Consider the following 21,017-nt stretch of genomic DNA (forward strand, 5'->3'; position numbering starts at 1 on the left):
TTATCTGAGAAACCAGTAATTTTCCACTTCCCGAGCTCGTTCAACTGTAATTTCTTGAGCAAAAATTGAGATCTTTATATGGCCATCTAAGGCGGTATCCAATAGCGTGCTCCCTACTCTTTGGTATCTTTCAATCACTTTCTCATTGGGAATTTTCCAAGGCGAATAAAAGGCACGAGAAAATATCGCAATATCTGGGTCAACCGCTTGAATAAACTGCTCGCTCGAAGAGCTGCCACTACCATGGTGTGGAACCAGTAATATATCGGCTTTGAGTGCTTCTTTTTCGAGGTTAAGTAACTTAGTTTCAGTGACTTTCTCGATATCTCCTGGTAATAAAAGCGTAAACTGCCCATCAGAGATACTAACTACACAAGAGTTATTGTTGTCATTGTTCGACATTTCTTGAGGCCAGATCACGGATATGTCTAGCCCTTGAAATTGATGTGTTCCAAGCACACAGCTATCAGCAGCACTTGCGGGGTGAAAACGCTGTAACGATTTCCCGCCATCAAAGGCAATGAGATCGTCAACGCCACCATTATGGTCACCATCGTTATGACTAATGATGGTATCTTGTAGCGTAATTCGATTATTCAAAAGATAGGGTTTGATCACAAACTCAAACATCGAAAAATAGCCAAAATACTTAGCCCCCACATCATAGAGCAGCCCTTTGTTATTACGAGAAACTAACACAGCGGTTCCGTGACCGACGTCAAAAACATCGACTTGCCATAGCGGAGAGGCTCGAAACAAATACTGAACGAGGAAAATTACTATCGGTAATAAACCAAAATAATTTCTGAATAAAAACAGCAGCGAAGCACTTAAGTAGCTGGTTATGAGAAACATGTACGAAACGCTGGGTATATCTACCCAAGTTAGTGGAGCGCTTTGCAACAGCTCAAACAGAACCACTAACCCACTATCAACTAGATGAAGTGGAAGTTGCCAACCAATAGCGTGCAACGCAGTAACATGAAGCAGTAGTAGCGGAAATACCACAACAGAAATCAACGGGATCACTATAGTATTCGCAACCAATGAAATGATGCTCGCACCAGAAAAGAAATACAGGTTGAGTGGCAAAAGACAGATAAATAACGCAAGCTGCAACTTAATTAACGCAAGCAGTTTCGCACCTAAACCTCGGCCAACTTTTGTCACTAACGTTACGATAATAGCTACAGCAAAAAAGGAATAATATAAACCTGGATTGAGTAGTGAAAACGGGTCTACCACTAAGACGATTGTCAACGCAGCCGTTAACACCTGAAGTGCTTTAAGGCGCACGGCAAAGAGGTAACATGCAACCCATACCATTGCCATGATCACAGCTCGAGTCGCCGATACACTGTAGCCGCAGAGAATGACGTACCCAAAACACAAGAGTAACGCAAAAACTAAACACCACTGATGCAAGTTGGCTGCTTGGGAGATTATTACCGGCGTACAATGCAGCACGACTTTTATCAGCAAAAACGCGATGGCAAATACCATTCCGATATGAAGCCCTGAAATCGCTAACAAATGGCTCAAACCAAGACTTCTAAATTGTGTTTTGTTTTCGAAGTCGACTTTGCTTGTATCGCCAGTTAATAAAATATAATACAGCCAAGCATAGCTGAGCCCGTTGAGCTTTTTATCTATGAATAAGCGGTAATTATCTCGCCACGTAGTGTCCTTCACTAGCAAATTGATTGTTTTGATACTGCCCTTGAAATACATATGCTTTCTAAACGCGTGCAATTCAGCGTTAAAAAGTCCGATATTAACTCGGCTACGATAACGTTTAAGTTTTGCCGTAAATTCAATGTGGTCACCGACACGCAACATAGGCGTTGATGAATCACGATAAAGCTTTGCATTTACAGTACGCCAACGCGCAAACTGGTAGCCTTCGACTTGCTCTAGCTGTACCTTTAACGCTTCACCAATCACAGAATTATCAACCTCAATAACTTTACCCGAAGCAGTAACAAGCTGCGATTGCCAAATTTCTGGTATTTTTAGCTGATAAAAAACAAAGTAATGACTAAGAACAATGGAAATCCCTAAAATAAATCCTGCCAATATAGGACAAAAAAGCTTAGAATAGCGGCCCATGAAGTAGAGGAATATGCTTATTGCGGCTAATCGCCAATTGTCGAGAAGAAATACCGCACTGAAGCAACCCAGAATTATTCCAAAACATATCAGAATCCAAGTAGATGGCAGCTGCAAATGGCGAAAAAAACGATTCAACGCTTTTTACCTGATCATAATAAAATCAAACAACAGAAATCATTAAAAATCTTTGGTAAGTTACTGCATGATGCCAACCTCTGGCATTTAAACCGGCGCTCAGCACGTGGCGCATTCTCGGTGGGGCTATTTTTCGCATTCATCCCTGTTCCTTTTCAAATGGTATTGGCAGCAGCACTTGCGATTCCATTTCGCGTCAACTTGCCTTTGTCTATTGCTCTCGTGTGGATCACCAATCCACTCACGATGCCGCCGATATTTTATTGCTCATACTTAGTCGGTGTATTTGCCCTTGGCCAAGAACAACAGCCATTCCATTTTGAGGCGAGTTGGGAATGGCTTGCACAAAGCCTAACAACGATTGGGCCTGCATTTATCGTCGGCTCTTTGATCTGCGCAACACTTGCCGCTATTATCGGCTTTTTCGGTATCGATTACCTATGGCGACGCTCAGTGAATAAAGCGTGGCAGAGCCGCGGCCAAGGCTAATACCAGTATAGTTAAGATTTTACCGGTTGAATTAAATATCGAATTGAATTTGCTAATATTTCTTTTCAAACACAAAAAAAGCCCTTCTGGGCTTTTTTAACGTCTAAATTGTACTTTAGGCTTTACGACGTCTTCTCAGCGCCACTAGTGGTAACGCAAGTAAACTAAGCCAAGACCAACTTGCAGATTGACGCTCATACGTCTCTGCTTCAGGTGGTGTACAGCTTTCCGGTTCACCAGAAATTGGTGTAAGTAGAACAGGTAAGCTTACCGATTCATACTCTATCTCGCCTTTGCTATCCTTCTCAATTTCACCTAACGTATTGCGTCTTTCACCTGTCTTTCTCGCGATAGCGTAAATCCTGTTGTCATCGGTGATTTTTACAGCTTCTGTGATGGTGTAAGGGAAAGAATCGCTCTTACAAGGAAGAAATGAGTTTATATTAACTAGTTTTTCTGCACCAATTTCATATAGAAATGCCTCACGGCGAGTTCCACCCTTTTCAATTACACCTTGACCTACAACAAAGCCATTATTGTTGATATCTGTGATTGCTGTCGCCGAGCCCTCGAAGTATGCAGGCATTTCTTTAAATTCTGAGGTTTTCGTATCAAAATAAAAGCCTGTTGAGTCATAATCTCTTGAGCCACCAGTAAAACGTCCAAACACACCAACAATAATATCATTATCATTTACATCAACTGCTTGGCTGTATTCGATAAAGCTCTCAACCTCTTTAATACGCTTAATTTCATTGTTAGTAAAGTAAACGGCTTGTTCGTAAGGCAGTAGAGCATCGCTACTTTGACGACGTGCACGAGAATAACCAACCGTTAATCCTGCCCCATTGGTTGCCACAGCCATGCTTGAATAGGCTAGATCATCATCTTCATCTGGCGTAAAACCAAGTCCAAGATCGGTTGCACTGACTAAGTTAAAGTCGTTATCAAACGTCCACTTGTAGGCTCGAGTATGATATGGCGAGGTCAACCTTTGAATACACACATCGACTGGTTCATCCACACCATCACAACTGTCTTCTATATTTTCTATTGTTCTTTGCGATAACGAAGTCGAACTTTGTCCCACAACAATATAGCCGCCATCAGCAGTTTGTTTGATATCAGTCGCAAGTGAAAGACCGCCGTATTCTGTAAAGGCAGGCTCTAACCTAATTTTCTCTCCAGCTGGTGTAACCAAAATACCTTTATTTCGCCAATCACGTACAAAATAAGTTTCTTCTTCTGTTTCACCCTCAGGAGTAAAAGCTATCTTTTTAAAAGGTGCAGAGCCCCAGCCCACTATTGTCCCGTCTTCTGCAATGCTTGTAAGATAGTTAGTGACTGAGCGAGTGAGTCCTTCGTAATCAGGAGATTGTTCATCAAATACCACAAACTCTTCTGCGGCATTGTTGTTATATGTCAAAGAAATTGCTCTTTCAATTCTTTGATACTCTTGACTAGCTACTCTACTTGAATTCATAACATAAGACAGCATAAATGCATGAGCTTGAGCATTTGTATTAGCTGCATCATTGTTTTGAATATCTTCTAGTGTGAAGGTGATTTCTTCATTGATATCCTGATAAAACTTTTCGGTTGTATTGTAAGAACTCTTTAGTGTCGCATCATCAAAGTTGATATACGACACATCAATCTTTACACCAAATAAATTGGAAGCGTGACCAATCACATCCCCAGCTTCATTTGCATCCGACACATAGCTATATTTACTATTGTCGTATTTTGGTAATTCAGTTAACTGATAGGTGGCAGCGGCCGCTTGTTGTGAAAGGGCTACGGCGACACTCGCGGCTAAAAGTTTAAATTTCATTTTAATCCTTACTGCTGATTCTGTAATGCTTCTAGTTCTTCCCAGCGTTCAAACGCGGCTTCCAGCTTCGACTCTAGCTCAGTCAAATGGTTCAATGCCTTGTGGGTCGTTTCTTGATCTTGTTTAAAGAAGTCTGGATCGCTGACCAGAGCTTGTTGTTTGTTCACTGCCTCTTCAAGTTCCTCTACTTTACTGGGCAGCGACTCTAATTCAAGTTTTAATTTGTAACTCAGCTTATTTGAACGAGCTGGTGCCGCTGCTTTTTTAGTCTCGGCTTGTTGCTGTTTTTCTTGATGAACCTTTTGTGCCTCTTTCTTTTGCTGATCTCGTCTTTGCTGGTACAGTTCAAAATCACTATAACCGCCAACAATTTCTGTCACCAAGCCCTCGCCTTCGAACGCCCACACACTGCCGCAGGTATTATCGATAAACTCTCGGTCGTGGCTGACGACCAGCACCGTACCTTGGTATTGGTTTAAGATTTCTTCAAGTAGCTCAAGTGTCTCAATATCCAAGTCATTGGTCGGCTCGTCCAGCACAATAATATTTGAAGGCTTAAGGAAAAGCTTTGCAAGTAATAAGCGATTTTTTTCACCGCCTGATAACGCCTTTACTGGTGTTCGAGCTCTCGCAGGCGGAAATAAAAAGTCTTGCAGATAGCCAAGCACATGACGCGAGCGGCCGCCCATCATTACTTCTTGCTTACCTTCTGCGACATTATCCTGCACAGTTGCTTCTTCATCCAATTTTTCACGGTATTGATCGAAGTACGCAACTTCCAGATTCACGCCTTGTTTTACGCTGCCTGCGTCAGGTTTAATATCACCAAAAAGCATTTTTAACAGCGTAGTTTTACCTGCTCCATTAGGACCGACTAAGCCAATACGGTCGCCACGCATCACCAGCGTTGAAAAGTCCTTCACAATGCATTTTTCTTGGAATGCTTTGTCTAAATGTTTCGCTTCAAAGACCAGCTTACCGGAACGATCCGCCGTCTCGATGTTGAAGTCTGTCTTACCTTGTTGCTCGATGCGTTGCTTACGCTCAACACGAAGCGCTTTTAGTGCTCGCACACGCCCTTCGTTACGGGTTCGGCGGGCCTTGATCCCTTGCCTTATCCAGGTTTCTTCTTCGGCAAGCTTTTTATCAAACAAGGCATTCTGTTGCTCTTCCACTTTTAAATCATGAGCTTTTTGTTCTAGATATTGCGCATAATCTCCAGGGTATGAAACCAACTTGCCACGGTCTAAATCTAAAATTCGAGTCGCCATTGCGCGAATAAAGGCACGGTCGTGGGAAATAAACACGATCCCCCCCTTAAACTCTTTCAGGAATTGCTCAAGCCAGATAACACTTTGCATATCAAGGTGGTTAGTCGGCTCGTCGAGTAGCAGCAAGTCTGGATCGCTCACCAACGCCTTGGCCAGCGCGACTTTGCGTAACCAGCCACCGGAGAGCTCTTCTAGGCGCATATTCGCATCTAATTGCAACTGGCTAAGCACTTGCTTGATCCTTGACTCAAAACGCCACGCATCTTCGCTTTCCAATCGCTGAGTCAGGCGCTCAAGCGAGGTCATCAGTTTATCTGACTGGCTGGTTTGTAGTTTTTCACTGACTTCATGAAATTCAATGAGCAGCTCAGCAACATCAGGTAAACCGTTCGCGACATAATCAAAGACCGACCCATTTGCGCCCTTTGGTGGGTCTTGTTCTAGCCTTGAAACTTTTAATCCACCAACACGGTTGATTTCACCATCATCAAGTTGAACTTGATCATCAAGCACTTTCAGTAACGTTGATTTACCGGCTCCATTTCGGCCCACAATACAAACGCGCTCGCCTGATTCAATAACGGCATCAGCTTGGTCAAGTATAGGGTGTGAGCCAAAAGCCAGTTGGGCTTTAGCAATTCGAATGAGATCCATATTAGTCTATAAATTCTTGTAGTTGTTGTTGAGTAAAAGGCCAGCCAAGTTCCTGACCTGTCTCGCCTTTTTTAATCACTGGAATTCTATATTGATATTCCGTCATAGTCTCTTCGCTATCGACGATATCGACGAGTTCAATTTCGGCTTCAGGCAAAAATTGAATTAACATCGCCAATGCTTCTTCACAAAGATGACAACCATCGGTGTGGAATAAAGAACATTTAATCATGACGGATCAACCAACTGTTGTGAATTTGCTTGTTACGTTTAAAATCCAAAGACAAGGTTTGCGATGAGTATTCCTCAGCGGTTAGGCCAAGTGCCGCAAGTCCCATTTCATCGATTTTAAATCCGCGTTTGTTGTTAGAAAACAGTAGTACACCGTTCGGTGCTAATATCTTCTTTACCCAACCAAATAGTTTTAAATGATCTCTTTGTACGTCAAATGCGTCAGACATACGTTTAGAGTTAGAGAATGTTGGTGGGTCTAAGAAAATGAGATCATATTGACCAACGGCTCTTTCAAGCCATTTTAAGCAATCCGCTTGCTCAAATCTGAAACGTGGGTTCTTCAAACCATTTAGTTCAAAGTTTTCTTCAGCCCATTTTAGATAGGTCTTTGACATATCTACTGTGGTAACAGACTTAGCGCCGCCAACGGCAGCGTGCACAGAAGCACTACCTGTGTATGCAAATAGATTCAACACGCGTTTATCTTTCGAATGTTGCTGAATAAACTTGCGGGCTAAACGGTGGTCAAGGAATAGACCAGTATCAAGATAATCAAATAGGTTAACCTTAAACTTAGCACCGTACTCTTCTACTATCTCAGTGCGGTTTTGCTTGTCCAGGGCTTTGTATTGTTCTTGACCTTTTTGGCGCTTTCTTACTTTTACCGCGATGTTTAGCGGGTCGATATTAAGCTGCTCGGCGGTAAGTGTGATCACGTCTTGCAAACGTTTTTGCGCAACACTATCGTCAATTTCTTTTGGCGCTTTGTATTCAAAGATGACTGCGTTATCGTTATAAATATCAACTGCAACATTGTATTCAGGGATATCCGCGTCATAAACACGATACGCATTAATGTCTTCTTTTTTCAGCCAAGTTTTTAAGCCTTGTAGATTTTTCTTCAAGCGGTTGCCAAACGCAGTCGAGCCTTCAAAATTAAGCCCACTGCTCTGTTTATTTTGCTGTACCTGCATTTCATTCATTTCATACAAGTTAAGCAGCACGTCGAGCGGGCCATTTTTGAATTTATAAGACTTTTTACGCGCTAGTTTTAGCACTTTTAATAGGCTTTCTTCACTTGCAAGTAACGCCAAATTCCAGTCTTTATAGTGCTTTTTAAAGGCGATCCCCATATTGCGATATAGCGTAATAATTTCAGCCATACCGCCTAGACGTTCGCCATAAGGCAAGTTACTCAGCACAGTGCCGGGACGTTTAGCAGCAAGGCTAAGCTGATTGGCATCTTCAAACTTAAACTTAATATGTGACTCAACGCCTGCGCGCTTAGCATTACGCTCAGCAATTGACAGCACACGTTCATCGATATCGCTACCGATCAGCCATAAGCTCTTTTGTTCTGGTTGTACCTTTAATTGTGCTTTAAGCTCGGTGAACTTACTTTCACGAAAACTCGGCAGGCGTTTAAAGGCAAAATCTTTATTAAGGTTAGTAGGTAAGCCAAGCGCCATAGATGCCGCTTCAATCAATAACGTGCCAGAACCACAGCAGGGGTCAAAAAGTGGCTTATTGGTATCTTCAAGCCAGCCGCTACGTTTAACCAGCGCTGCCGCTAAATGTTCACGAATTGGCGCTTTACCTTGTTTGTCACGATAACCTCTATCAGATAAGCGAGGTCCCGAGAAATCGATATATAGCGCACAGCCTTGCTTAGATAATTTCGCTATGATGCGAATGTCAGGTGTCTGTTTGTCAACATCTGGACGTTGTTCAAACAGGTCATTAAAGTAGTCAACGATCCCATCCTTAACCACCAGACCAGAGAATTGCGTATTTTTAAGCGCATTATTCGTACCATTAAACTCTACTGCAAAGGTCTGCTTTGGGCTAAACCAATCTTGCCATGCCTGAAAACGAACAAACTTGTAGAGAGAATCTTTGTCATTCACTTCTGGTTTGTCATCGATAAGCAACATCACGCGCGTTGCAAATCGTGTCATCATACAGAACTTTTGTACGTCTAGATTAGCGCCTGTGAACTTAACTGAACCAACGGTTTGCTTGTTTATTTCAAAACCAAACTCGGTTAATTCTTCAACCAGTAACTGCTCTACACCAATAGATGTCAATGCGATAAATTGCAATTTGAATACCCTTAAATTTCAACTGGGCGCAGTATAACACACAAGTTATCGTTAGTTATTAGTTGAGCTTGGTTGTATGGGGATAAATTACGTTAAAAATTTAGCAAGTTCAGAAAATCTAACTTATCTAGCGCGCTTATGTTCGAGTTCTTGCTTTGGTAATTTTGCAGTAAGTTATGGAGCTCCCCTTTTTCAAACCACACGCCACCACAGCACCCGCACTCACTAAAACTAGCTTCAAAGAGCGTATAGTCTTTAAGTGTATGACCATCATCAGGACATAATTGTAAAACGTCTCGCTCAACCAACGACCGCTTTGCAATAAAATCGATATAACTAAAGTGATAAGTATGTTTAATGGAATCAATAAATTTGCGCGGCAACCAAATGGCACCGCATGACTGACATTGATAACCGCAATGTCCTTCAGCGTCGGTATAAGTTAGTTTTAATGTTTTATCGCAGAGGCAGCGCATTCTGTTCCCTAGATCAGCAAACAACTCAAATTAGGTACAGATTAATATAGGAAATAATTGCTGGTCAATAAAACGATAGGATGAACTTGGCTATGCGCTTTGATGAACTCGGTGTGTTAACACAAGAGGCGCTAACCGATCGTTTAGTACTTTTATCGCTTGAAATTGTTCAAGCTCTATTCCCTCATCAAGAATAAATTGCTCGTTCAAGCTTAAACAAAGGCTTGATTGACCATCATGCTCGATAATTAGAAACTCGCCGCGGCTTAACTTGGAATTTAAACACACAACCGCCTCACTCACAGGTTCACCACCAAAATATGGCTTAAAAAACCAGCTTTTTGCTTGCATCGGTTGCAGATGAAACTTTGCCGCAGTTGCATTTAAAGCGATTTGGCAGCATCTGGGCTCATTCCAAACACCAAACCCGCAAAGGTAGGAAAATACACTCTGATAAAATTCAGCTTCGCTGAGACTAAAATTGGGATTAGCGGTTGAGTCCTCAGTAAGGTGGCGCAAACGAAAAGGCGTGCAAAGCTGAAGCTCGTCACCCAAATCAATTAACAACCTGTTCCTTTCTGTGCAGCGGATCCATTGCCACTCTTTTGAAGCTTGCAAAACTTCTCTCCCACCAACCAATTAGCTCAACTAGTAAGTGGGAGTATAACGCGAAAAACGCAATGATGAAATTTTTTATAATAACGTTTTGTTTTGGATCATTTAGTTATATGACCGATCCTTATAAGGACGAAACGATCTTTTTAACAAGCGCTGGACCTTCATATATAAAGCCTGTGTAGACTTGTACTAAATCTGCACCAGCTGAAAATTTCTCTTTTGCAGATTCCGCACTGTCAATACCACCTACACCGATGATTGGTAGCTTACCGTCGGTAATACGCTTCAATTCGCTGACAACATGCGTCGATTTTTCACGAACAGGTCTACCAGACAAACCGCCTGCTTCATTACCGTGCTCTAGGTTTTCTACCGCATCACGGGCTAATGTTGTATTAGTTGCAATAACACCATCGATACGATTATTAACTAATGATTCTGCTATCTGAGTTAATTGAACACCATCAACATCTGGTGCGATCTTTACCAACATAGGCACCGACTTGTTATGCTTGGCGATCAGATCCATCTGTTCATTTTTCAGGCTTTGCAATAGATCGTCCAGCGCCTCGCCATATTGTAGATCTCTCAGACCCGGTGTATTTGGTGAAGAGATATTCACAGTGATATATGAGGCATGCTCAAATACTTTTCTCATACAGTGAATGTAGTCATCTTTACCTTGCTCATTCGGTGTATCTTTATTTTTACCAATGTTGATCCCAAGGATCCCATCGTATTTTGCTGCTTTTACGTTGTTGACTAGGTAATCAACGCCCTTGTTATTGAATCCCATGCGATTAATAATCGCATTTGCTTCAGGTAGACGAAAGATCCGAGGCTTGTCGTTGCCCGCTTGTGGTCTCGGCGTAACAGTTCCCACTTCAATAAAACCAAAACCCATTTGTGCAAATGCTTCGATACACTCAGCATTTTTATCAAGACCGGCAGCCAACCCGACTGGATTTTTAAACTCTAACCCTAGAAAATTAACCGGTTTGTCTTGAACTGATTGAGACCATGCAAGGCTCATTGGCGTATTCGCAAAGCGGCGCAGGTTGTTTAGGGCAAAATCGTGTGCCCACTCCGCATCTTTATTAAACATAAAACGACGCGCAAGATCGTAAAACATGGTAGCTCCTCAGTATTGGTAACGTAATCAACTTAGCTAAAATTACCCAAGCGTAACTTTAGCTAAATGGATTATGCCAATGGGATTAGACAAAAAAATACCCCAGTCAAAGCCGGGGTATTGTAGCGATTTCTAGATTATTTGGAAGTATCGCAGTTATGGCTTAGTAACATTAGCTCACGAAGTGCAACTGAGAACTTAGCAAAGTCATGACTTTGCGACGTCTTAAACTCAGTTAGCATTTGCTGCCAACGATGTAGTAAGCCTGCTTGCTTATCCATCCACTGTTCAATCTGTTCATTGATATCACTGTCATCACCAGCAAAGCTGTTTAACACAACCTCTGACAATGAACGCTGTTGCCAATCAAGCTCTTCACGATATGAAGCACGAGCAAGCGCCTGCCAGTGGTTTGCAACAGGTTGAGCCGTGATTTGGTCAAGGAACCAATGTAGACCCATGTTTGCACCAAGCGTGAAGTAGGTATTAGACACAACACCGATCTTACGACCTGAGCTATGTGCAACTTCCGCTAAGTCCATAACCGAGAACAAGCTTGAAAGTGACACGATACGCAGTGCAATCTCAGCTGGCACACCTTGAGATTCAAGGTCACGAGCTTTATCAACGATCTGCTCGCTTTCATTTGCAACCATGTAGTTGTGTAGATTTGCACTTAAATCTTTAAATGTTGGTGCAAAGAACGCGATGGTTTGCTCGATAGTTTGAGACTTGTCACGGTGACGCAAGAACCAACGCGTTGCACGGCGAACTGTACGACGTAATTGATATAGCATTTCCGTTTGAACTGCCGCTGGGATCTTATTATCTAGCGCAGAAATCGCTGACCACGTTTCCTTCATTTCAAAGATTGCACTTGCAATTGAGTAGCAAACCGCAATTTCTGCGTCCGTTGCACCTGTCTCTTCGTGCATACGAACCATGAAGTTTAGACCCATATCGTTAACGATATTGTTTGCAAGTTTCGTTGCAATGATCTCTTTACGTAGCGGGTGATTATCCATCGCAGCATTGAAGCGCTCGCGCAGTGGTGCTGGGAACGAGTTCACTAGCAACTGACGGTAGTATGGATTTTCTGAGATCTCATCAACAACTAATGTCTCTTTTAATACCATCTTAGAGTAAGAAACCAATACAGATAGCTCAGGACGCGTTAGGTCTTTACCTGCCGCCGCACGCTCAGCTAGCTCTTCATCAGTTGGTAAGAATTCGATTGCACGATTTAGCTTGCCGTCTTTTTCAAGTGCATGGATAAAGCGTACTTTCTCTTTCAGCGTTGCTGGACCTTTAGACTTAGTGACCGACAGCGTGTGCGTTTGACGATAGCAATCTTTCAGTACCAGTTCTGATACTTCATCAGTCATTGAATACAGTAATTCGTTACGCTGCTTATTCGTCAATTCACCTTCAGCAACTAGGCCGTTAAGTAGGATCTTGATATTAACTTCATTATCCGAACAGGCAACACCACCTACGTTGTCGATAAAGTCAGTATTGATGCGGCCGCCATTTGAAGCAAATTCGATACGACCCAGCTGAGTAGCACCTAAGTTACCACCTTCACCAAATATCTTCGCACCAAGCTCACCACCGTTGATACGTAGCGCGTCGTTTGCACGGTCGCCTACTTCAGCGTCAGTTTCAGATTTAGACTTGATGTAAGTACCGATACCACCATTCCACAGTAAATCAACTGGCATCTTCAACAATGCTTTGATCAACTCGTTTGGTGTCATGCTCGATTTCTTAGTGCCTATCATCTTCTTCATTTCAGCGCTTAGCGTAATTGCTTTCGCTGCACGAGAGAAAATACCACCGCCCTCAGAAATTAGATCCTTATTATAATCTTCCCAGCTTGAACGTGGTAGATTAAACAGACGCTCACGCTCTACATACGAGCTTGCCGCATCTGGGTTTGGATCGATAAAGATGTGCATGTGGTTGAATGCCGCTTGTAAACGAATGTGCTTAGATAGCAGCATCCCGTTACCAAATACGTCACCACCCATGTCACCGATACCAACCGCTGTGAAATCAGTTGTTTGACAGTCAACGTCCATTTCACGGAAGTGACGCTTAACCGATTCCCAACCGCCTTTAGCAGTAATACCCATCTTCTTGTGATCGTAACCAACTGAACCACCTGACGCGAAAGCGTCACCAAGCCAGAAGTTATAAGACTCAGCGATACCATTTGCAATATCAGAGAAAGTCGCAGTCCCTTTGTCCGCTGCAACAACTAGGTATGGGTCGTCTTCGTCGTGACGTACAACATCCACTGGCGGCACAATGTCACCATGTACGATGTTATCTGTGATGTCTAGTAGACCACGGATGAAGATCTTGTAACACTCTTGGCCTTCTTTGAAGAACGCTTCACGTTCAGTTGGAAGTTGTTTACAAACAAAACCGCCTTTAGAACCCACAGGGACGATAACCGTATTCTTAACCTGCTGTGCTTTAACTAGGCCAAGTACTTCTGTGCGGAAATCTTCACGACGGTCTGACCAACGTAGACCACCACGAGCCACTTTACCGCCACGTAAGTGAACACCTTCTACGCGTGGAGAGTATACGAAGATTTCAAACGCTGGTAATGGCAATGGCATATCTGGCACTGCGCTTGGCTGGATCTTGAATGACGTGTACGACTTATTCGTGCCATCAGCTTCTTTTTGATAGAAGTTAGTACGCAGCGTTGCATTGATCATATCAACGTACAAACGAATGATACGGTCATCATCTAGATTCGCTACGTTTTCAAGCTCTAGGTAGATAGCATCAACAACCTTCTGAAGTGCCTTTTCAGTGGCAACTTTCTTCGGTGCAAACTTCTTCACGAATAGATCAACGATCATCGCTGCAATGTGCGGGTAGCGGTCAAATGTATTCTCAATGTAAGACTGCGAGAACGTCACACCAATTTGGCGCATGTATTTAGCATATGCGCGCAGGATAGATGCTTCACGACCAGTTAGACCACCTAATAACACTAAACGGTTGAAACCATCGTTTTCTAGGCGGTTATTCCACACATTGGTCAATGCCGCACGGAAACGTGCTGATACTTTGTCAAAATCAGTGATCCCTTTGCTGTCGATAAGCATAGAGAAATCCATGATCCAGTTTACTTGACCATCAGTCGTCTTCACCGCGTATGGTGTTTCACCAATAACACGTAGACCAAAGTTCTCAAGCATTGGCATCACGTCTGATAAGTGAATAGGCTCTGCTTTATGGAACAGGCTCAAACGAACAAGTTGTGACGTTGCTTCTTCCTGAGGTCTGTAGAACAGCATCTCAAGTTTGTTGTCATCATTTAGTTGCTCTAGCTTTTCGATGTCTACGACGGCTGCGCTTGGCAACACTTGGTCTTTATAAGCAGACTGGAAGGCATTCGTATATTTACGGTTTAACTCGTTACCACGAGACTCACCCGTTCTTTCAAGAAGTGCAGATTGTAGCTTATCTTCCCAAGTACGAGCGGCTTCTACCAAGTTATTTTCGATTTCTTTCACGTTGTAATCTATGTTGTTGTCATCAACACGCACGATGTAATGCGTACGCGCCAGTGTTGATTCAGAGAAAAAGGTGGTGAACTCTACTTTGTCGCTAGACTTAAATGCACGGCCTAGCAGTTGTTGAGTTTCACGGCGTAACGCTGTGTTGTATCGCTCTCTCGGCACATAAACCATGCAAGAGAAGAAGCGGCCATACACATCCTTACGCACAAATAAGCGACACATGTCACGCTCTTGAGTTTGTAGAACGCCCATTGCCACTTCAAGTAGCTCGCTTTCGCGTGCTTGTACTAACTCATCACGTGGATAGGTTTCAAGAATGTTGAGTACCGCCTTGTATGCATGTGTGCCTTTGGCAAAGTCACATTGCTCCATGATACGGTTAATTTTACTCTTAAGTACCGGAACATCTACCGCACTGTTGTTGTAGAAGCTAGAAGAGAACAAGCCAATGAAACGGTCTTCACCAATCACGTTACCTTCATCATCAAAACGCTTGATACCAACATAGTCGATATACGCTGGTCTATGAACGCGCGAAAGTGAATTTGTCTTGGTTAAGATCAACAAGTTGTTACTACGTGCTTCTTTGCGCGCAACTTCAGGCAGTTCAGACAATAAACGACTGTGGTCATCACCTGAGTTTTTCATTAGTCCGAGACTTGTGCCTTCAACTGGCTTCAGCTCATAGTCACCTTGAACTGGAGTCAAATCATATTGGCGGTAGCCCATAAAGGTAAAGTTGTCGCTAACCAGCCAGTCTAAAAACTCGACGGCTTCAGCAACTTCTTCTTTTGAACAACTATAATGACGGGTCGGCAGCTCTTTACTTACGCTCACCAATTTATCGCGAATTGGTAGCCAATCAGCAACCGCAACAGAAACATCATTTAAGACAGATTCAAGCTCAGCTGTAAAATCAGCGATCACCGAATCATCTGTTTGCCTGTCGATTTCGATAAAGAATACGGTCTTAGTAGACGTAGATTCTTGTTCTGCTTTTAAGTTAGAAACCGCGGTGATTGCACCAGCATCGTTTCTTTGTAACTTAAGTGGAGAATGAAGTAATAGGTGAGAGACTATGTTTTTGCGATTCATCGCCATGCGCACTGAATCAACCAAAAACGGCATATCTTTAGCGATTATCTCGACAATCGTATGCGATGATTGCCATCCATCCTTTGCAACCTCAGGATTAAAAACGCGAATGACGGCATCGTCAGACTTGTTTTTATCAAGGGCATTCCAAAGGCTCAATGCTGCGCCGTATAAGTCACTGTCGTTACGATGTGCCAAATCCTCTTTAGACATATTGCTGTACAAGGTTTTGGCAAACGTTTCGACAAGTGACACTTTGTCAGCATGGACTTTTTTATGGATAAGCTTGCAGACGTTATCTAGGATAACAGAAGCTGTGCCTTCATTTTGTGTCATTATGTGTTCCTTAATCTATACCACCTTTGAACGGTAGATTATTTGTACAGCCATTTATTAGCGTGGAGTCAGGTAAATTCTAACCTTTCTGACGCTAATAAACAGCCTTTTTGACGAAAACATTTCAAGCTTTTCAGCTGTTTGCTCATCTATTCACAAAAAATAGATATAAATCGCCAATACCAAATAAAAAGGAGCACAATTATTCACATTATTTTTTCTGGTCAGACCAGATAAGCGTTCCAATTGCCGGTAAAAGCAGCACAGCACCCAGCATATTTACCAAGAACATGAAGGTTAAAAGGATACCCATATCAACCTGGAACTTAAGCGCAGAGAAAATCCATGTGCTTACGCCAATCGCCAATGTGATACCAGTAAACAGTACCGCACTGCCTCGTTCAGCAAGCGCATTTCGATAGGCAACCGACAATGGCATACCTTGCTTAAGCTGTCCCATCATAGAGGATAGAATATAAATGCCGTAATCGACACCTATTCCCACACCCAAAGCAATTACCGGTAGCGTCGATACCGTTAAACCGATTTCAAGCTGCACCATAAGCGCCTGAGCCAGCGTTGATACCACATATAAAGGTAGTACCACTGCGATAGTCGCTCGCACGCTCCTAAAGCTCGCTAAGCACAACAGAATCACCGCGCCGTACACGTAGATCATCATAGGAACCTGCGCCTCGGAAACGGATTCATTTGTTGCCGCCATCACACCGATTGGACCTGATGCTAATTTAAAGGCAACGTCATCAGTTCCCTCTTCTTCTGAGAACGCTTTGATTTTTGCAATCACATGGTCGATAGATTCGGCCTTATGATCTGCCATAAAGATGATAATAGGCATCACCGAACAATCACCGTTAAGTAGCCCAGAGCTGGTCTCCACTCGAGAAGTAGCTTGAACTAGAGAAGCGGTATTTCTTGGTAACGTCTGCCACTTTAAGTTACCTTCGTTGTACCCAGCATTAACCGCTTGTGCAACGGAGCTTAAAGAAACAGCCGATTGTACACTCGGTAAGTTTTCTACTCGCCATTGGAAACGACTAATACGCTCCATTGTATCGTGCTCAGTACAAGCCGCAGGTGTCGCTTCTACAATTACCTTTAAAATATCAGAAGAAATGGCATAACGGTCTGAGATAAGGAAAGTGTCTTGGTTGTATCTGGCATCTTCATGTAGCGCCGGTGCACCAGCATGTAAATCACCAATACGCATTTTTTCAGATTGCCAGTAGCCAAATGCGAATAGTACTGCACTGATAAGTAAAATCACTCTGGCCACTTTTTTGTCTGTGGTTTTCACCAAGGCCTCTCGCATTGCCTCAAACATACCATGGCTGGCGTTTTTACCATCACCAAGTCGCTTAATATTTGCAGACTCAAAGAACGATGCCATTACAGGAAGCAGTACCAAGTTGGTAAAGATAATAACTGCAACCCCTAAACTGGCAGTAATAGCAAGTTCACGAATAATGCCGATATCGATTGCCAGTAAAGTTAAGAAGCCAACGGTGTCCGAAAGTAGAGCAATGCCACCTGGGATAAGTAATGCTTTAAAGCTCGCTTCAGCAGCCACTTTGCAGCTTACCCCTTCCGCTACTTTTTTACCTATCGCGTTGATCATTTGCACACCGTGACTCACGCCAATAGCGAAGACTAAGAAAGGCACCAAAATAGACATGGGATCAACACCAAAACCCAAAGTACTGAGTAAGCCCATCTGCCAAATCACAGCAATAAATGAACAAACAATCGGAAGCAGCGTAAGCTTAAAGCTCTTACAGAACATCCAGACCATAATAAAGGTAAAAGCAATTGCTAACGCAAAGAAAAGCACTACACCTTTCGCACCATCAGCAATGTCACCGGCCATTTTCGCAAAGCCAATAATATGTATGCTCACTTTGTCAGTGCTAAGAGGCGCTCGGATCTCAGACTCTAATTTTTGCGCAAAGGCTAAGGTATCAAGCTTTTCTTGAGTTTGCGGATCGGTTTCCATTAGCTGAGCGGTTACCATGGCACAAGAATAGTCGCTTGCAACCATACGACCCACAACTTTTGCTTTTTCAATGTTCTGCTTTACAACCGCTAGGCCTTGTTCAGTAGGTTGAAAATTAGCGGGAATAATAGGTCCACCGGCAAAGCCGTCTTCTACCACCTCAACGAATCTCGCACTGGGTGCAAAGATTGAATTCACCAGTGGACGATTAACACCTGGGATAAAATAGAGCTGATCATGCACCGCCTTTAGCTGAGTGAAAAATGGCTCATTAAAGATGTCACCATCTTTGTCACAAACAGAAATAAGAATACTATTTGCACCACCAAACTGTTTTTCGTGCTTCAAGTAAACTTTCATGTATTCATGATTTAGTGGAATATTTTTGTTAAATGACGCATCGAGCTGAATTTGTGTGGCTTTGAAGCCCAAAAATATCGTCGTCAGTACGAAAAAAGACACGACGGTAAGACGATGCCTAAAGATGGCGTATACCAATTGATTTAAAAACGCTTGCATTAGTTGTTCACCTCTACCTCAGCAATCCCCTGCTCCGTCGCTAGAATTAGCTGATTCTTTTTAACCACACCTGCTAAAATAGAGTGGCCGTTTTTTAGTTGTTTTGAGGTTAGCTTACCTGCTTTCAACGTGAATATTACGCCGCTGTTAGCAAACATATAGGTCACATTATCTTTGTGGGCAATACTATTTATAGTCGCCGTTTTTTGAGTATCAAGTTGCACTACTTGCTGTGCATTACCAATAAATGCGTTGCCCCTAAGGCCTGCAACAATAAGTTGGTTATCTGAGGTTTGATCAACAGCAAAAAATGAACCGCGATAAAAAGGCTCAAATTTTTGCCATGTTTTTCCTAAGTCATCACTTTGTGCCACAAGTCCCATTTCACCGGCAAGGTACATCATGCCTTCGGCTATTAACAGGCGATTAAAATGGGGAAGAATAAACGCCGTTTCTTGTTCATATGCCGCGGGGTCTTGCTCTTTTAAATCGGCTAAGTAGTCGACATCATCGGGGTGAACAAATTCACTGATAAAACGTTTTGTCCAAGACTCACCACCATCAGTGGTTTCAAAAAACATGCCATAAGCGCCCACAGCAAAGCCGTGTTGTTGGTCAATAAACTCAATATCAAGACAAGGCTTTTCCAATGTTGGTAGATATTGTTTTAGCGCCCATGTTTTGCCACCATCTGTGGTTTTGATTATGCTAGCGTCGTGGCCACAAGCCCAACCAATATCTTTGCCTTTGAATGTCACAGAGGTTAACAGTGATTGAATTGGCACCTCTGCCTGCGTCCAGTTTTGCCCTTCTTGTTTAATAATTATTGTGCCGTGTTTACCTACCGCAATTAACGCATCACCGTTATCTGTAATATCCGTGAAAAGCGTTTGCTCTGGGTGAGCGACCATCAGGGCTGATTTTGCAGAAATCTGATCACTACTTTCGGCTACTGCTACATGCGCCATAGTTAAAATCGAGGCTGCTACTAACTTCTTCATCATGAGAAAACACTCGAGTTGTGAGAGGAAAGGAGGAAGAAGGCTGAAGCGAGGTTGCTTCAGCCTGATAATATTTGATTAACGGCGACCCTCACGGCGCAGCGCACCCTGAGTAAACTCGTTATCGTTGAAAGACTGACTGAAGTCATACATGTCTTCTTCGTTATCTAACCCAATCGCAAGGTAGCGACGAGAGTTTAGATCATGATAGACATCCAACGTACTCCAATGTGTCGGCACTTCGTAGTAATTAAGACCATGTGCCATCGCAACGCGATACATCTGGTCACGGTTATCATAGATATCCGTTACGTGGATTTGCCAGCTATCTTCATCAATATAGAACACACGCTTTTTGTAAATATGGCGAGTACCTTCTTTCAGGTTAGCTTCAACTACCCATACGCGGTGCTTTTCATATCTTACATGCTCTGGGTTGATATGACCGGCCATCAAGATATCATCATACTTCAGCTTGTCGCTATGTAGTTTGTAACTGTTGTAAGGGATATACATCTCTTTTTTGCCAACAAGTTTCCAATCATAACGGTTTGGAGAGCCGTTAAACATATCAAAGTCATCTGTTGTACGTAAGCTATCTGACGCAGTTCCTGGTGCATCATATGCAACGTTTGGCGCACGTCTTACACGACGCTGGCCTGCGTTATAGGTCCAAGCCTGACGAGGTGTCAAAATTTGGTCCATGGTTTCATGCACAAGCAATGCAGTTCCAGCAAGACGTGCAGGTTCTGTCACTTGCTGCTTAAACTTAAACAGGATATTTGACTCTTGCAACGCTTCAGGCGTTGCATCTGTTGCAGAGTACTTAACCAGTAATTGCTCATCGAAACCGATAATGTTGTATGCACCTGACTCCGTGGGCATCGCTTGACCGCCGTAACGTGCAATCGACAAGCCACGGAAACGCAATAGGTGGTTCCAGATAGCTTCTAAGCCATCTTTTGGCACTGGAAACGGGATACCGATAGCGGTATTTTTAATGCCGTTACCACCTTCGATAAGCTCTGCTGTAGATGCGTATTTCTTTGTTGCATCATACACAAACTGCGGATAAGACGCGCTTCGTCTAGTTGGGTAAATGTTCATTTTGAACGTTTCTGGATACGTTTCAAATAGCGCAATTTGACCTGGGCTTAGCAATGACTTGTATTTATCTAAATTTGATTTATCAATTGTGAACAATACTTTGTCATCAGCAAATGGATCTGGATGGTGCATGCCCACTTCATAACCAGCTGGAGGCGCTGTGATCCCACCATTCCAAGCCGGAATACTGCCATCAGCATTACCCGCTTTCTCTGCACCGATAGGCGTCAAGTCTTTACCTAAACGTGCAACTTCGTCAGCGCTCATCTTAGCCATAGCGCTGCTGGCAGACAGCATTGTAATTATTGTTGCTGCGATAAATGTAGGTTTTCTAAACATATCG

At 43.0% G+C, this 21,017-nt stretch carries 13 protein-coding genes; 1 reads left to right on the plus strand and 12 read right to left on the minus strand.

Annotated features, from left to right (window positions below):
* Positions 1–2,247: a DNA internalization-related competence protein ComEC/Rec2 gene (locus tag MHN30_RS10310; RefSeq protein ID WP_343224341.1), complete on the minus strand. Its 2,247-nt coding sequence runs from the start codon at positions 2,245–2,247 to the stop codon at positions 1–3.
* Here MHN30_RS10310 and MHN30_RS10315 point away from each other — a divergent pair.
* Positions 2,227–2,736 (plus strand): DUF2062 domain-containing protein, encoded by a 510-nt coding sequence (locus MHN30_RS10315; protein WP_010371507.1) that lies wholly within the window; start codon positions 2,227–2,229, stop codon positions 2,734–2,736. The genes MHN30_RS10310 and MHN30_RS10315 overlap by 21 nt on opposite strands.
* Before the next feature lie 115 nt (positions 2,737–2,851).
* On the opposite strand, the gene MHN30_RS10320 is transcribed toward MHN30_RS10315, so the two are convergent.
* The 11 genes from MHN30_RS10320 to MHN30_RS10370 form a co-directional block, all read right to left on the minus strand.
* Positions 2,852–4,570: a DUF3466 family protein gene (locus MHN30_RS10320; protein WP_130163981.1), complete on the minus strand. Its 1,719-nt coding sequence runs from the start codon at positions 4,568–4,570 to the stop codon at positions 2,852–2,854.
* A gap of 8 nt (positions 4,571–4,578) precedes the next feature.
* Complete coding sequence (locus MHN30_RS10325) at positions 4,579–6,495, minus strand: ABC transporter ATP-binding protein (protein ID WP_222243271.1); 1,917 nt, start codon at positions 6,493–6,495, stop codon at positions 4,579–4,581.
* 1 nt (position 6,496) lies between these two features.
* Positions 6,497–6,727, minus strand: coding sequence for a glutaredoxin family protein (locus MHN30_RS10330; RefSeq protein ID WP_130163979.1), 231 nt, complete (start codon positions 6,725–6,727; stop codon positions 6,497–6,499).
* Complete coding sequence (gene rlmKL / locus MHN30_RS10335) at positions 6,720–8,831, minus strand: bifunctional 23S rRNA (guanine(2069)-N(7))-methyltransferase RlmK/23S rRNA (guanine(2445)-N(2))-methyltransferase RlmL (RefSeq protein ID WP_130163978.1); 2,112 nt, start codon at positions 8,829–8,831, stop codon at positions 6,720–6,722. Before rlmKL ends, MHN30_RS10330 begins: the two co-directional genes overlap by 8 nt.
* Before the next feature lie 92 nt (positions 8,832–8,923).
* Positions 8,924–9,307, minus strand: a complete 384-nt coding sequence (locus tag MHN30_RS10340) for a zf-TFIIB domain-containing protein (RefSeq protein ID WP_130163977.1) — start codon at positions 9,305–9,307, stop codon at positions 8,924–8,926.
* A 90-nt stretch (positions 9,308–9,397) separates the two neighbouring features.
* Positions 9,398–9,925: a cell division protein ZapC domain-containing protein gene (locus tag MHN30_RS10345; protein ID WP_081489945.1), complete on the minus strand. Its 528-nt coding sequence runs from the start codon at positions 9,923–9,925 to the stop codon at positions 9,398–9,400.
* 121 nt (positions 9,926–10,046) lie between these two features.
* Entirely contained in the window at positions 10,047–11,057 is a 1,011-nt protein-coding gene (gene pyrD, locus MHN30_RS10350; protein WP_010371524.1) for a quinone-dependent dihydroorotate dehydrogenase, read from the minus strand.
* A gap of 137 nt (positions 11,058–11,194) precedes the next feature.
* The gene (locus MHN30_RS10355; RefSeq protein ID WP_039495730.1) at positions 11,195–16,033 is read right to left on the minus strand and encodes an NAD-glutamate dehydrogenase; all 4,839 of its coding nucleotides are present in this window, start codon (positions 16,031–16,033) and stop codon (positions 11,195–11,197) included.
* Between the two features lie 211 nt (positions 16,034–16,244).
* Positions 16,245–18,566, minus strand: coding sequence for an MMPL family transporter (locus MHN30_RS10360; RefSeq protein WP_130163975.1), 2,322 nt, complete (start codon positions 18,564–18,566; stop codon positions 16,245–16,247).
* Positions 18,566–19,567, minus strand: coding sequence for a YCF48-related protein (locus MHN30_RS10365; protein ID WP_239359634.1), 1,002 nt, complete (start codon positions 19,565–19,567; stop codon positions 18,566–18,568). Before MHN30_RS10365 ends, MHN30_RS10360 begins: the two co-directional genes overlap by 1 nt.
* 78 nt (positions 19,568–19,645) lie before the next feature.
* Entirely contained in the window at positions 19,646–21,013 is a 1,368-nt protein-coding gene (locus MHN30_RS10370; protein WP_039495726.1) for a DUF1329 domain-containing protein, read from the minus strand.
* Positions 21,014–21,017: the final 4 nt, after the last annotated feature.

It is taken from the genome of Pseudoalteromonas sp. OF7H-1, from assembly GCF_022347825.1.
Classification (GTDB): domain Bacteria; phylum Pseudomonadota; class Gammaproteobacteria; order Enterobacterales; family Alteromonadaceae; genus Pseudoalteromonas; species Pseudoalteromonas maricaloris.